Below are 13,614 nucleotides of genomic sequence, written 5' to 3'. Positions count from 1 at the left end.
AAATCAAAAGCCGCTATTTTTAGCGGCTTTTTGTTTACACTGTAAATCTATTACAGTTTAACCCAGACTTGTGGGAACTCATCACTGTCTGTTTGAACGTTGATACTAACCAAAGAATCATTATCTACTTCAAGCGTTGCAATATTTACATTCCCAATCTGAATACATTGCGCATCAAGCAGTTCCATCATGATTACGCTTTCTATTGCTGTCGAAGTAAAAAGCGAACCTTCGCTGCTACAAGCAGATCCAGTTAACGCGATTGCCCCCGCTTCATCAATCGACATTTGATAAAGTCCGTCAGAATATCTTGCCTGATAAGTGCCAGCATAATTGCTCAGGTCAGTGCTTTCTTGGGTGATGGGTAATAAAACGGAAGAACCATTAGCGTTATTACATGTCAAGTTTGTACCGCTCATTTCACAGTTAACGGAAGCGACAGAAAACGTGATTTGATCATTGCTTAGAGCCCCTAGGTACGAAGTTTGATGTTCTCTCGCATCCCAAAGCGTAAGTTGTGGCTCCACTCCATATTGTATAACGACCTGCGCACCATCTGGAGAGGCGTCATCCGCCCAAATAACGCCTGAGTAAACACCACTTTGCACATGCGCTTGCTCGTTGTCATCACTGTCGCTATTACATCCCCACAGAGCGGAAACCGATAATAAAGTAACAAGCAAAGTATTGTGTCGATTCATTCTTGTCGCTCCTATTCCAAGCCAACAAGACGTTGTTCTACCAATGCCACTTTACCGCGCGCAGCTTGAACGTTACCGTCAATGGTACTGATAGTAATGTACCCTTGGTTTACAGCAACACCCTCAGAGTTCTGATTAGTATCGCCGGCATCACCCATGTTAAATGAGAGTCCTTTTTTGTCTTTTAGTAAAGCCACCGCTTCAACTTGCGCTTCGCTAGAGTCCATTCCCTCTTCCATTAGGCGTTTCATCATGTAGTAGACTGCCGTGCTTTGCTGCGAAAGATCTTCACTAAATGCAAACTCTGCCCCCGCGTTCCAACCCACGTCGGTAAACTTGTATCCCAGGTGGTTGTTCATGTCTTCTGGCGTGTTCACGTTTAATCCCGTATAGGCAGGTAAAAGTGGTGCTCCCGATGACTGGCTCGCAACGAGCTGAGCTACAATATCAACGACAACATTAGCTACAAGCTGAGACTGTTCGGCGTCACTTGAAGTATTATGATGAGCACTAATTGCAATCGCAGGAATACCTCGGCTCAAGGCTGCCATTGTTGCACCTAGCGTTCCAGAGTTGTTGTTCATAAAGCCCAAGTTGTTACCTTCATTAGGACCTGAGATAACGAGATCTGGATCTTGTCCCCAGACATTCTTCGCCGCGATATCGATACCATAAATCGCCGCCATGACTGGTGTCCCTTCGACATAATCTTTAAATGCAACACTCGTATCTGTATCACCGACACAATATTCCTGATCTCCAGCCTGAGATTCATCAATTGATACTGGGCGGTAGTGACTCATTGCGCCACCTTTACCACTTTGCCCCGTACAAGGTGCAGACATGATCACATCGTGGCCTGCTTCCTCTAATGCTGATTTCAACAGTTGGATGTTGGTTGTTTCCCAGCTATCGTCGTTGGTTAAAACGATATTCAACGCAAGTGCATTTGCTGACATTGCACATGAAGAGCCCACCGCCATCGCAAGGCAAAGTTTTGATAATTTTTTCATAATCTTTCCGTTTATTTCACTGCTTTTAGTTTCCATTCAGACACCTTGTCCGAACTCAGTGGCAGCTACTTTGACGAAAAATGATGAAGCTTCTGTTACAAATATATCTGATTACAGTTTAGAGATATCTATAAAATATTATCCTTTGAATTCAATAAGATAAATCAACTTTCATTTATTGAAATATCATTTGGAGATATCTTCAAACGATAAATTGATTGCGTATTGTCTTCTTGTTTATCACTTTCAAAGCCAAATTGTTCAATAAAGCTTTCTCCTAAACTATTAACCAATGCATCTTTAATTTTATTGCGATTTTGGTCGAGCGTTTTTGCCTTTAATCCGTTCTGCTTGAGTTCACTGATTGCTCTTCCGTGTCCACCATAATTTTCCATCAATGTAATCAGCTCCGCAGCCAGTGACTGAGAAGGTCGGTTACTTGGCGGATTCAATACCCAACCGTCATTAGAATGCGTCATGCGCTTTTTCGCGTACCATAGCCAGTAAATTGCCGGTGTAGTAGACATTGGGATCATGACATCATTGACACGCACTTCGACATTCCCACTATTGACTAAAAACGACAACGTGAGTGGCTTAGATGCCTGTTCAAGCAACCTGAATCTCTCTTCTACAGATTGAAACTTTTCCGCTTTGGTTTCGAGAACTCGTCTGAGGTAATCTTCATTAATGCCCTTGTCTGGATTTGTTGCACGAAATTTCTCAATAGCTTGCTTCCAACGCTTTTGATCAACACTGGTTCCGCCAATTTGCAGTAATCGCTTAAGCAGTTTCAGGTCATCTGTATTAAGTGGACGAGGCTGAAAAGAGATAAATAGGATCGACAAAGCGGCGCACAAAATAGAGGTAAAAAGCCAGTTCTCTCCTTGCAATTGACAGTTTATATCGATTAAGTCGCCAGTTTGGTCTGCAGATAAATCGAGAGAAAATGTTAATGGTAGTCTCAGAGAGTAGTTGTCTTCAGGAGACAAAGACGGCGCGGCAGTATGACACTCGCTAAAAATTTGTATTGGGTTGTACCAACTAACCTGATCCAACAACAGCTGGCTTTTCAATTTGAAAATACGTTGTGTTTCTGGACGCTCACCCATTTCCGCACCATCAAGCCAAATATGACTGCGCGCAGACATTAAGTCTTGATTCACAAATTGCGAATAACGGTATTGGGTAAAAAGCGCACCACTGACTAAGGACACCATCAAATAAAATAACGTCAGCCCCGCCAACATTTTCCAGTTGTCCTGCGCTATCACTTTCAAAGGCATTATCCGATCTCTCCTAACGCTTTAGCTAACCGTTGACGGAGCATCTCATCTGACAAACGCACCCACGAATGAGAAACAAACCATCCACCTGCAGAAACACCATTGGCGATCACCGATGTATGTACCTCCAGTTCTGATTGGTTTATCGGGCTATGATTGGTCCCCGAAATCACGTCAACCTCTCCTTTCTTGAAGGCGTCAATCATTGCTTTACGCGTTGGATGTAAAGTCACCAGAGAAGAGCGCACATCTATAGAGAGCGACGTTAACTGTTTTACCGGAAGCTGGTAGCCCGAACGGCTAAAGGTATCGTTCAGTAAACCAATTCGATGGGTCTTTAGAAACTGATCACCAATCGGTTGATTAGCAAACCACAACACATCATAACCAGACAGGCTGAGCAGTTTGTCGTAATAATTGGTGTAGTCGGGGCTCAAGCCGGAAAGTTGGTATTCCCTCGCCCACATCACATCAAATTTTTGACTATAAATGGTTTGCGGCGTCACCTGTCTGCGAGGAAGCCAATGCACCACGATATCCGAATACTGACCATTAAACTCCGGGGCTTCACATAATTTTGATAGCAACGGTAATGCCATAGCGTGAGCAGGAATGAGTATATCCAATTGGTATCGATCAGAAACAGGTTGATAGTTCTGATCGAGTTCCGAACAGGATAACTGGTTAAATGATGTAACTGGCGGTAATTCAGCACGGGGCGATTGAATAACCAAGAGAAGTGAGGTTATTAATAAAAGACAACCTGTTTTAAAGATCCATGGTGCGTGATTGTGGTTCCATAGCCGCGTTAGCACGTCGTTCATAACGATGATTCGTTCCTTCATTTTTGTGAAGAATTTACTTAATTGTTATTACGCCGATATGACAATGCGCACGATTCAATTGAATAGCTATTCACGCAATATTCGATTCATCTAGCGCATGCGAACATACAAGAAGTAATTCAACGCAACTACTCACTGACAAGCATCGTCTCTATAGATTTTGTACAACTTGAGCTGTTCAAAACCTAATCACTTAATAGCGAATATTAACAAACTGACAATTAACGGTTGAAATTGGTAACGTTCTCATTTAATTTTAGCCATCCAAACGGCTAGATTTCCATTTAAAGGTGTAAGAAAAATGAAAACAAATACGATGTTGATTCTTGATGGTGGTATGGGACGAGAATTAAATCGTCGTGGTGCGCCTTTTCGTCAGCCGGAGTGGTCTGCGCTTGCTATGATCGAAGCGCCTGAAATCGTTAAAGATGTACACACTGACTACATTCAAAGCGGTGCTCAGGTAATTACAACTAACAGCTACGCATTGGTGCCATTTCATATCGGAGAAGCGCGCTTCAAAGAAGCAGGACAATCACTCGCTGCGCTTTCTGGCCAAGTAGCAAAGGAAGCGGCACAAGGGACAGGCGCTAACGTCGCGGGTTCACTTCCTCCTCTATTCGGCTCCTACCGACCAGACCTGTACGATCAGGAACACGTACGTGACTTAGCGACTCCGTTAATTCTAGGCTTGTCAGATTCGGTCGATTTCTGGCTCGCGGAAACTCAAAGCTTAATTGCCGAATCTGTGGCAGTAAAAGCGTTGGTAGATGAATTAACCTCTGAAGTGAAGCCATTTTGGGTCTCGTTTACACTGGAGGATTCTGAGCCTACAGACGAGCCATGTCTGCGCTCCGGTGAGACGGTACAACAGGCGGTCACAACCATGGCACAAGCTGGGGTAAGCGCCATTTTGTTTAACTGTTGCCAACCAGAAATCGTAGAGGAAGCATTACAAGTTTCAGTGAGTACACTAGAGGAAATCGGTTTATCTCACATCCGCCTTGGTGTTTACGCGAATGCGTTTCCTCCGCAACCAAAAGATGCAACGGCTAACGATGGTCTCGATGAAATTCGTGACGACTTAAGCCCTGATGCTTACCTGATTTGGGCAGAAAAATGGCGTCAATCTGGCGCGTCTATCATCGGTGGTTGCTGTGGTATCGGGCCTGAACACATTGCTAAACTAAGTCAGCATTTCAAAGGTTAGGTTAAATATGTCGCAAGGAAATCGAATTGGCTTAACCGCATTGACAGCGTTAGTCTTTAGTTCAATGGTTGGTGCAGGAATATTCAGCCTACCGCAAAACATGGCAGAGGTAGCCGGACTCAATGCGATGATCGTCGGCTGGACGATTACTGGTGTCGGCATTCTACTTCTGGCAGGTTGCTTTCTTCACCTATCTCGCCTTAAGCCAGATTTGGACGGCGGCATCTATGCCTATGCCAGAGAAGGGTTTGGTGATCTCGCAGGTTTCCTTTCTGCATGGGGCTATTGGTTGTGTGCGACGATAGGCGTTGTAGGCTACCTTGTCGTCGCGTTTGCTGCGCTTGGTGCTTTTGTAGATACTCCAGACTTCACGTTATTTGGTGACGGTACAACCATCTATGCCTTCATCTGCGAGTCCCTCGTGCTGTGGTCAGTTCACAGTTTGATCCTAAGAGGAGTCACGCAAGCCGCCTTCATCAATTTGCTGGCAACGTTGGCTAAAAGCGTACCGTTAATCCTCTTTGTCTGCGCCGCTTACTACTTCTTTGATACCGATACTTTTCATATCGATCCACAAGGAGAAACACTACAACAACCTTTTATAGAGCAAGTGAAAGGTACGATGCTAATTACACTGTGGGTGTTTACTGGTATTGAAGGTGCTGTAATTTTGTCGGGACGAGCAAAAAACCGCAAAGACATAGGCCGCGCAACTTACCTTGGTGTTATCGCCGCCTTAATCTTGTACGTTTTGATTTCTCTTATGTCACTCGGAATTGCTTCTCGTGCAGAGATCGCCACGATATCGAATCCTTCGATGGCTGGGCTGATGGCTGCGATGACTGGATCGTGGGGTAAAGCGGTGATCAGTATTGGTTTAATTGTATCGGTGCTGGCGTCGTACTTAAGCTGGATTTTGTATTCTGCCGAAGTCCCTTACACCGCGGCTAAATACGGTGCATTTCCTAAGTTCTTTGCGAAATCTAACGATAACGACACCCCGAAAAACTCGCTGTTCCTCACTAGTTTAACGGTGCAACTGTGCTTAATACTCGTGATGCTTACAGGTGAAGGTTATAACACGCTCGTTTTGATTTCGACGTCAATGATTTTGATACCCTATTTCTTGGTTGGCGCGTATCTGCTTAAGTTATCCATCCAGACTAACGCTCGCTTGCAGTTAAAATTGATTGGCTTTGGAGCCAGTATTTATGGCATTTGGCTGGTCTATGCGGCTGGTGTCGATACGCTATTACTTTCAGCGATTCTTTATATTCCAGGAATTGCGTTATACGTGTACAGCCGACGTCAACATCGATTGAACCCGGCCTCGGCATAAAAACGATATTTACGATAAAAATGTCGCTCGCTATAAAAAAGGATGGCATCACAGCCATCCTTTCTCGAATCTCGAACCGCAATACTTAGGCCACTGCTTTTCCATCCACACAGCTGCTCTTCAGACTCAGCATGATTTTGTCGACGAGTTGGCCCAGACGTGCTTCAGTCGGTCTCGTACTGGCAAACGCCCGCAACCCGTAAATATTCATCACCAGAAAATCACTTAACAACTCGCAATCGGTCCCTGGTGCAATTTCTTCATTCTCTTTTGCTAACTCTAGCTTGGATTGAATACTGAGTTTCCATTGCTCAAGCATGTTACAAATGATGGCTTCGATCTCTTCATCTTGCTGATCAAGCTCACTCAACGCCTTTTGCAATAAACAGCCTTTACCGCTTTCACATTCGCTGAACTCGATAATGTCATGAAGATAACGTTCAAAACCGGACAGAATCTGTTTAGGGTCGTTGAAGAACTGCTCAAAAGCCTGAGATTTCGTCGTCGTGTAATGGTCAAGAGAAGCGAGCAATAGGCCTCTTTTGTTCTCAAATGCGCAATAAATAGAGCCCGGATGCAGCCCAGTCGCACGCTTCAAATCTTGCATGCTGGTTTTATTGTAGCCCTTAGCAATGAACTCATTCATCGCTGAGCTTAAAACATATTCTCGGTCGAATTCGGCATTTCTCATCTGACATTTCTCAACTAGCTGGGCTCTATAACCTTACAAACACCCTAAGTTTACTGGGGTTAACAAGGTTTAACAAGCTATTTGAATGAGCGTTCAAAAAATATCTTGAATGATCATTCAAAAAAGGGTTAGCATATTACCCTAGCGTTCATTAGGAGCATGCTCATGACAAAAACATTATTCGAAGCGTATAAACTCAACGACAAAATTACACTGAAAAACAAAATTGCAATGGCGCCACTCACGCGCTGTATGGCAGACGATGATCTGGTGCCTACTGATGCAATGGTGGATTACTACGCGAAACGTGCAGATGCAGGTTTGATCATTTCCGAAGCAACCATTATTCGTGCAGATGGTCAGGGTTACCCGAATACGCCGGGGCTTTTTACCCAAGCACAAATTGAAGGGTGGAAAAAAGTCACCGACGCAGTGCACGTGAACGGCGGTAAGATCTTTGCCCAGCTTTGGCATACTGGCCGTGTCGCTCATCCGCACTTCTTTGGTGGAGAGTACGTATTAGCGCCTTCTGCGGTCGCATTTGATGGCACCGTTCCTCGTATGCGCGAACTCGTTTATACCGTGCCAAAACCAGCCACTCACGAAGAGATTGCTCAGTTAGTAGAAGACTACGCACAGGCAGCACAAAACGCGATTGACGCAGGATTTGATGGCGTTGAGATCCACGCTGCTAATGGTTACCTGCTGGATCAGTTCCTACACTTCGATACAAACCATCGAACAGATGAATACGGTGAAACGCCAGAAAACATGTCCCGTTTTCCACTTGAAGTGATAGATGCCGTTGTTGCCCGTATCGGTTCAGAACTTGTTGGCTTGCGCGTGTCCCCTGCGGGTTACATGCATATAGAAGCTGACCCTCGCGACCGTCAGGTGTTTGATTACTTCCTGCCAGAAGTAGAAAAGCGTAACTTGGCTTACTTGCACGAAGGTATGTTCGACGACAGCGTAGAGTTTGACTTCCTTGGTGGCCGCGTATCGCAATACCTGCGTGATACTTACTCAAAGACGTTGATGGGTGTGGGTGGCTATACAGCAGAAACTGGCGCAGAAGCAATCCAAGCAAATAAGTTTGATTTGGTTGCCATTGGTCGTCAATTCATCGCGAACCCAGACTACGTAAACCGAGTTCAGGAAAACAAAGAACTTGTTGAATACGATGCAGCGATGCTGGAAACGCTGGTTTAGTGCTTTAAATTAAGCTAGATATTAAAAACGGCTCCTTGTGAGCCGTTTTTTTGATGGAGCCAAAAGATAGCCGATGAACGGATTTCTTCCTGATAGCATTGACGACTAACGTCTAAATCGCCAACGGAAGTAACTCTACCCCTAGCACTCCACTGATCCCCATTACCACCAGCAAAGAGACTTTAAACACCGACTTCGACCACGCAACGTAGTTTTCATCGTCAATGCTGCGGAAAGTCACTTTTGTCCACATAAAGCAAACAACGGCTGCGACAGCCAGGTATTCATACCCTGCTTCACCGAGCAAAAAGAGTCCCAATGAAACAGCACCGAAGGCCACCACGTACGCTTTCATATGACGATGGGCTTTATGGATGCCTTCTTTAACAGGCAGTACAGGAATGCCCGCTTCTCGGTAGTCTTGCATGCGGAACATAGCAATCGCGTACGAGTGCGGCATTTGCCACAGGCAGAACATAGTGAACAGCAAAATGGCTTCTAAGCTAATGAAGTTTGTCACTGCCAGATAGCCAACTAATGGCGGAACAGCACCTGAAATACTGCCGACTAAAGTGCCGTAAACCGAGTTACGCTTGTACCACATGGTGTAAAAGAACACGTAGTACACGTAACCAAGCAGGACAACAACCGCAGAAAGTGGATTGGCAAGTTGAAACAGTAAGCCCGTTCCAACCAAAAGCAAAACCAAAGCATAGACAAACGCGACATCAATATTGATGTTCCCTTTCGCTAGCTCACGGTTCTGAGTACGCGCCATCTTTTGATCGATATCGCGATCAAAAATATTGTTCACCACGCAACCTGAAGCAATGACAAGCCCCACACCAGCCAACGTTGTCAGAAACAACGTCAGGCTAGCAGGTTCTGTTTTTGCGGCGAGGAAAAACCCCGCCGCAACAGAAATCAGGTTGCCGAAAATAATGCCCGGTTTGGTGATAGACAAATAACTTTTCAGCATACCTTGGCCTACAACTTCATGTTGACGTTCATGTTGTAGATAATCCAGATCGAACCTGCGATCAGAATAAGCACAACAATAGCAGTAAACATCAGTGAAACCAGATTCCAGCGACCATCATCTGTCTTCGCTTCCATATGCAGGAAATATTTGAAATGCACAAAGATCTGAACCAATGCACAGCCAAACAGAACCGCGTATGTCGTTGCCTGTGGCAGAGATTGCGCCCAAACAAAGTAGAATGGAATCACCGTTAGAATAAGCGACGCAACGAAGCCTTTAACGTAATCAGACGCACTTGTTTCAATATGTTGTCCCATTACATTACCCCCAGTAAGTAAACGATGGTAAAGACACAGATCCAAACAATATCCAGGAAGTGCCAGAACAGGCTCAAGCAGTTAAAACGCATCGCCATGTTATCGTTCAGGCCTTTGGTAGACAGTTGGTGATAAGCCACTGCCAACCAAATCAGACCAAATGACACGTGCAAGCCGTGCGTGCCTACCAATGTAAAGAACGCAGAGAGAAACGCACTTTCCTGAGGGCCGTAACCTTCAGCAATCAAATGATGGAACTCGTAAACTTCCATGCAGATGAAGCCAAGACCCAGCGCAAAAGTAATTTGCAGCCAGCGTTTAAGGCCAGCGACATCTTTGCGCTTCATCGCGATCATGCCAAAACCAAACGTGATACTACTGAAAAGCAGCAACATGGTTTCAACAAACACGAAAGGCAGTTCGAAAATATCTTTACCCGTTGGGCCAGCAATCGAGTTGCTAGATAGTACTGCGTATGTTGCAAACAGCGTCGCGAACAATACACAGTCACTCATCAGATAAACCCAGAAACCAAACAGCTTGTTGCCGTTAGTATCGTGGTGGTGATCATGGTCATGATGAGCAGCGACATTAGTTTGCATACGTCACCTCCAGATCATCTTTGCTTTCGTTATCTTTCACAGAACCTTTCTTCGCTTCTTCAAGCTGTGCACGTCGTGCTGCTTCAATCGCTTTGATTTCTTCAACTTCAACGTAGTAGTCCACATCTTCGTTGTAACTGTGTTTGATACAAGTTACGACGATAGCTACCAGACTCAAGCCAGCTAACCACCAGATGTACCAAATCATGCCAAAGCCGAATAGCAGTGACCAAGCTGACACATAAATGCCTGTTGGCGTGTTCTTAGGCATGTGAATACGCTCGTATTCCACTTCCTTAGTTGGGTCAAACTCACCACTTTGTTTCTCGTACCAGAATGAATCCAGAACATCACCTTTTGGAAGGTGTGCAAAGTTGTAGAACGGTGGTGGTGAAGACGTTGCCCACTCAAGAGTACGGCCGTCCCACGGGTCACCAGTAAGATCGCGGTTTTGCTCTCGGTCACGAATACTGACGTAAATTTGGATGAATTGAGACAATACACCCAGAGCAATGACGACTGTACCCGCGGCAGCAACCGCCAATAGTGGGAAGAATTCTGGGTTGATTTCTTGGCTGATACGACGAGTCATACCCATAAAGCCCAACGCGTATAGCGGTAGGAACGCCATCAAGAAACCAATGATCCAAAGATAGAACGCACGTTTGCCCCAAGCTTCATTCATGGTGAAACCTGTCGCTTTCGGGAACCAGTAAGTGATCGCTGCGAAACAACCAAATACTACACCACCGATAATTACGTTGTGGAAGTGTGCAATCAGAAATACTGAGTTATGCAGAACGAAGTCCGCACCCGGTACCGCCATCAATACACCCGTCATACCACCAACGGTAAAGGTGATCAGGAAGCCAACCGTCCACAACATTGGCGTTGTAAAGCGAATACGCCCTTTGTACATGGTGAATAGCCAGTTGAAGATCTTAACCCCGGTCGGGATAGAAATGATCATCGTGGCGATACCAAAGAACGCATTGACGTTCGCACCAGAACCCATTGTGAAGAAGTGGTGTAGCCAAACAACGAAAGCTAGAATCGTAATTACAATCGTTGCCCATACCAGCGAGGTGTAACCAAATAGCTTTTTGCGAGAGAAAGTCGCCGTCACTTCTGAGAACACACCGAAAATCGGCAGGATCAGAATGTACACTTCTGGGTGACCCCATGCCCAAATCAGGTTGACGTACATCATTACGTTGCCGCCAAGATCATTGGTAAAGAAGTGCATGCCCAGATATCTATCCAGCGTTAGTAGCGCGATAGTTACCGTCAGGATTGGGAATGAAATGATGATTAGGATGTTTGCACACAGAGATGCCCAAGTGAAAACAGGCATTTTCATCATTGGCATTGAAGGCGTACGCATGCGCAGGATTGTCGCGAAGAAGTTCACACCTGTTAGTGTTGTACCAACACCTGAAATTTGCAGCGCCCAAATCCAGTAATCAACGCCGACGCCCGGACTTGCTTCGATACCTGATAATGGCGGATAAGCCAACCAACCAGTACGGCCAAACTCACCAAGACCTAGCGACATGTTCGTCAGGATAACACCAACAATAAACAGCCAGAAGCTTAGGTTATTCAGGTACGGGAAAGCCACGTCACGTGCGCCAATTTGCAGCGGAACGATGATGTTCATCAGACCAATAACCAATGGCATTGCGACGAAGAAAATCATGATCACGCCGTGGGCCGTAAAGATTTGGTCATAGTGTTCTGGTGGCAGGTAACCCGCCTCACCCGCAGACGAAAGTAACTGCTGACTACGCATCATTACCGCATCAGCGAAACCACGAATAAGCATTACCATCGCAACCGCGATGTACATAAAGCCTAATTTTTTGTGGTCTACCGAAGTAAACCATTCATTCCACAAATACTGCCACTTTCCAGCTTTAGTCACCGTGTAAACCACGGCTAAACCGACTAAAGCCACTACCGCTAGGGTGATGACGATAATAGGTTCATGGAATGGAATTGAATCCAGAGTTAATCTTCCAAACATTGCGATTATCCTTGGTTTTCAGGCAAACAGTTCATAGAACCAGGATGCTGAGTCACGACGTTGCTGAACAGGAACGGAGGTACACTTGAGAACAAGGTCACCGGCTCAGCGATACTAGGTTCAGCTAGCGTGCTGTACTGTACCCAGTCTTCAATACGGTCTGGACTCGCTTTAACTTTCTGCACCCAATTCAGGAATGCAGCGCGATCAGGCATAGCTGACGCAGTGAACTTCATTTGTGAGAAGCCTTCCCCACTGAAGTTCGACGCAAAGCCCTTGAAGTCACCTTCGTGGTTAGCAATCAGGTTTAGCTTGGTTACCATGCCTGGCATGGCGTAAATCTGACTACCTAAACGAGGAATGAAGAACGCGTTCATGATGTTGTCGGACGTCAATTTGAACTGAACTGGCACATCTTTTGGAAACGCTACGTAGTTAACCGTCGCGATATTTTCTTCCGGGTAGATGAACAGCCATTTCCAATCTAGCGCAACGACTTCTATCGTTATCGGTTTTACGTCACTTTCCAGAGGCTTAGATGGCTCCAGTTCGTGAGTAGAACGCCATGTGATAGCGGCTAGAATCGCAATAATGATGATTGGAATAGTCCATACCACCACTTCGATTTTGGTCGAGTGCGACCACTCAGGGGCGTACTCTTCATGAGTGTTACTTGCGCGGTATCGATAGGCGAAGTAAATCGTCATAAGAATCACGGGGATCACGACGATCAACATCAGCAAAAGAGCAGTGATGATCAGCTCTTTTTCCTGGACACCAATAGCACCTTTGGGGTCAAGCAAAGCAGAATTACATCCTGAGAGCAAAAGTATGACGGACGCCAGACTCCCTCTCGATAAGATGCGTGTGTATCTTGAGGCTTCCATTAACTTTCTCGATGGTTGTCTGGTTTCTAAGCAAATGCCCAGAACCAGTTGTTATAGTCATTAGAACGTTTATGTGTTGAGCGTATGCGACATTGGACGTCAAAACGCAATTAAAACCCCACAACCAGTGTGAGTTTATTGTTACACTTTGAAATACAATGTTACATTCGGCCGCATTATGAGGACTTCGCAGTTAAAGCTCACGAGCCATATCTGGAAACTAACATTTCATTTATCAACAGAAAGTAAAGAAAGGGAATTCTCAGCGAAGCAGCTTAAATAAGAATTAGAAGCCTTTATGCCTGAAGGGCTGTAGCTTAAATGGAAATAATAAACGTTGGCTATTGACGAGTTAATCACTCAAAACTGACATCATAATCACTAAAAACCTAGGACACAAAATGTGACATAGATCAATTTAATGATTTCACACATCTTTTACATGGTATTTATCACAAAGTTATCTAATACACATAGCATTTGGTTGATTTATGAATCATTGGTCA

13 protein-coding genes are annotated in these 13,614 nt (G+C 45.1%); 3 read left to right on the top strand and 10 right to left on the bottom strand.

Translation table 11 applies throughout. The features are described 5' to 3' along the window. Nucleotides 1–50: 50 nt before the first annotated feature. The 4 genes from DBX26_RS15945 to DBX26_RS15930 form a co-directional block, all read right to left on the bottom strand. A complete protein-coding gene (locus DBX26_RS15945) occupies nt 51–701 on the bottom strand; it encodes a hypothetical protein (RefSeq protein ID WP_118119912.1) in 651 nt (216 codons plus the stop codon). Between the two features lie 11 nt (nt 702–712). Then, nucleotides 713–1,714, bottom strand: coding sequence for a 5'/3'-nucleotidase SurE (locus tag DBX26_RS15940; RefSeq protein WP_118121212.1), 1,002 nt, complete (start codon nt 1,712–1,714; stop codon nt 713–715). Nucleotides 1,715–1,878: 164 nt separating this feature from the next. Beyond that, nucleotides 1,879–3,000 (bottom strand): hypothetical protein, encoded by a 1,122-nt coding sequence (locus tag DBX26_RS15935; RefSeq protein ID WP_118119910.1) that lies wholly within the window; start codon nt 2,998–3,000, stop codon nt 1,879–1,881. After that, a complete protein-coding gene (locus tag DBX26_RS15930) occupies nt 3,000–3,824 on the bottom strand; it encodes a hypothetical protein (protein WP_118119908.1) in 825 nt (274 codons plus the stop codon). The genes DBX26_RS15935 and DBX26_RS15930 overlap by 1 nt, the downstream gene beginning before the upstream one ends. A gap of 322 nt (nt 3,825–4,146) precedes the next feature. On the opposite strand from DBX26_RS15930, the gene DBX26_RS15925 reads away from it, so the two are divergent. Together DBX26_RS15925 and DBX26_RS15920 are read left to right on the top strand one after the other, a co-directional pair. After that, the gene (locus DBX26_RS15925; protein WP_118119906.1) at nt 4,147–5,055 is read left to right on the top strand and encodes a homocysteine S-methyltransferase family protein; all 909 of its coding nucleotides are present in this window, start codon (nt 4,147–4,149) and stop codon (nt 5,053–5,055) included. Between the two features lie 7 nt (nt 5,056–5,062). After that, the gene (locus tag DBX26_RS15920) at nt 5,063–6,394 is read left to right on the top strand and encodes a basic amino acid/polyamine antiporter (protein WP_118119904.1); all 1,332 of its coding nucleotides are present in this window, start codon (nt 5,063–5,065) and stop codon (nt 6,392–6,394) included. 85 nt (nt 6,395–6,479) lie between these two features. Here DBX26_RS15920 and DBX26_RS15915 read toward each other — a convergent pair whose 3' ends face one another. Beyond that, complete coding sequence (locus tag DBX26_RS15915; protein WP_118119902.1) at nt 6,480–7,085, bottom strand: TetR/AcrR family transcriptional regulator; 606 nt, start codon at nt 7,083–7,085, stop codon at nt 6,480–6,482. A 165-nt stretch (nt 7,086–7,250) separates the two neighbouring features. Here DBX26_RS15915 and DBX26_RS15910 point away from each other — a divergent pair, with 165 nt between their 5' ends. Continuing rightward, a complete protein-coding gene (locus DBX26_RS15910) occupies nt 7,251–8,294 on the top strand; it encodes an alkene reductase (protein ID WP_118119900.1) in 1,044 nt (347 codons plus the stop codon). A 112-nt stretch (nt 8,295–8,406) separates the two neighbouring features. On the opposite strand, the gene cyoE is transcribed toward DBX26_RS15910, so the two are convergent. Genes cyoE through cyoA form a run of 5 tightly spaced genes read right to left on the bottom strand, consistent with a single transcriptional unit; the run spans nt 8,407 to nt 13,108 of the window. Then, nucleotides 8,407–9,321 (bottom strand): heme o synthase, encoded by a 915-nt coding sequence (cyoE, locus tag DBX26_RS15905; protein WP_196769743.1) that lies wholly within the window; start codon nt 9,319–9,321, stop codon nt 8,407–8,409. Continuing rightward, nucleotides 9,282–9,593 (bottom strand): cytochrome o ubiquinol oxidase subunit IV, encoded by a 312-nt coding sequence (gene cyoD / locus DBX26_RS15900; RefSeq protein WP_014234374.1) that lies wholly within the window; start codon nt 9,591–9,593, stop codon nt 9,282–9,284. Before cyoD ends, cyoE begins: the two co-directional genes overlap by 40 nt. Next, nucleotides 9,593–10,195 (bottom strand): cytochrome o ubiquinol oxidase subunit III, encoded by a 603-nt coding sequence (gene cyoC / locus DBX26_RS15895; protein ID WP_118119898.1) that lies wholly within the window; start codon nt 10,193–10,195, stop codon nt 9,593–9,595. Before cyoC ends, cyoD begins: the two co-directional genes overlap by 1 nt. Continuing rightward, nucleotides 10,185–12,221, bottom strand: coding sequence for a cytochrome o ubiquinol oxidase subunit I (cyoB, locus tag DBX26_RS15890; protein ID WP_118119896.1), 2,037 nt, complete (start codon nt 12,219–12,221; stop codon nt 10,185–10,187). Before cyoB ends, cyoC begins: the two co-directional genes overlap by 11 nt. A 5-nt stretch (nt 12,222–12,226) precedes the next feature. Beyond that, nucleotides 12,227–13,108: a ubiquinol oxidase subunit II gene (gene cyoA, locus DBX26_RS15885; protein WP_024372973.1), complete on the bottom strand. Its 882-nt coding sequence runs from the start codon at nt 13,106–13,108 to the stop codon at nt 12,227–12,229. Nucleotides 13,109–13,614 lie beyond the last annotated feature (506 nt).

Origin of the sequence: Vibrio sp. dhg (assembly GCF_003443775.1) — a bacterium.
Classification (GTDB): Bacteria; Pseudomonadota; Gammaproteobacteria; order Enterobacterales; family Vibrionaceae; genus Vibrio; species Vibrio natriegens.
This window is presented reverse-complemented; position numbering and strand designations above follow the sequence as displayed.

What these genes read in the sequence shown, in the direction of transcription:
- DBX26_RS15945 (WP_118119912.1), bottom strand. Translation starts at nt 701, where the DNA reads ATGAATCGACACAATACTTTGCTTGTTACTTTATTATCGGTTTCCGCT.
- DBX26_RS15940 (WP_118121212.1), bottom strand. Translation starts at nt 1,714, where the DNA reads ATGAAAAAATTATCAAAACTTTGCCTTGCGATGGCGGTGGGCTCTTCA.
- DBX26_RS15935 (WP_118119910.1), bottom strand. Translation starts at nt 3,000, where the DNA reads ATGCCTTTGAAAGTGATAGCGCAGGACAACTGGAAAATGTTGGCGGGG.
- DBX26_RS15930 (WP_118119908.1), bottom strand. Translation starts at nt 3,824, where the DNA reads ATGAACGACGTGCTAACGCGGCTATGGAACCACAATCACGCACCATGG.
- DBX26_RS15925 (WP_118119906.1), top strand. Translation starts at nt 4,147, where the DNA reads ATGAAAACAAATACGATGTTGATTCTTGATGGTGGTATGGGACGAGAA.
- DBX26_RS15920 (WP_118119904.1), top strand. Translation starts at nt 5,063, where the DNA reads ATGTCGCAAGGAAATCGAATTGGCTTAACCGCATTGACAGCGTTAGTC.
- DBX26_RS15915 (WP_118119902.1), bottom strand. Translation starts at nt 7,085, where the DNA reads ATGAGAAATGCCGAATTCGACCGAGAATATGTTTTAAGCTCAGCGATG.
- DBX26_RS15910 (WP_118119900.1), top strand. Translation starts at nt 7,251, where the DNA reads ATGACAAAAACATTATTCGAAGCGTATAAACTCAACGACAAAATTACA.
- cyoD (WP_014234374.1), bottom strand. Translation starts at nt 9,593, where the DNA reads ATGGGACAACATATTGAAACAAGTGCGTCTGATTACGTTAAAGGCTTC.
- cyoC (WP_118119898.1), bottom strand. Translation starts at nt 10,195, where the DNA reads ATGCAAACTAATGTCGCTGCTCATCATGACCATGATCACCACCACGAT.
- cyoB (WP_118119896.1), bottom strand. Translation starts at nt 12,221, where the DNA reads ATGTTTGGAAGATTAACTCTGGATTCAATTCCATTCCATGAACCTATT.
- cyoA (WP_024372973.1), bottom strand. Translation starts at nt 13,108, where the DNA reads ATGGAAGCCTCAAGATACACACGCATCTTATCGAGAGGGAGTCTGGCG.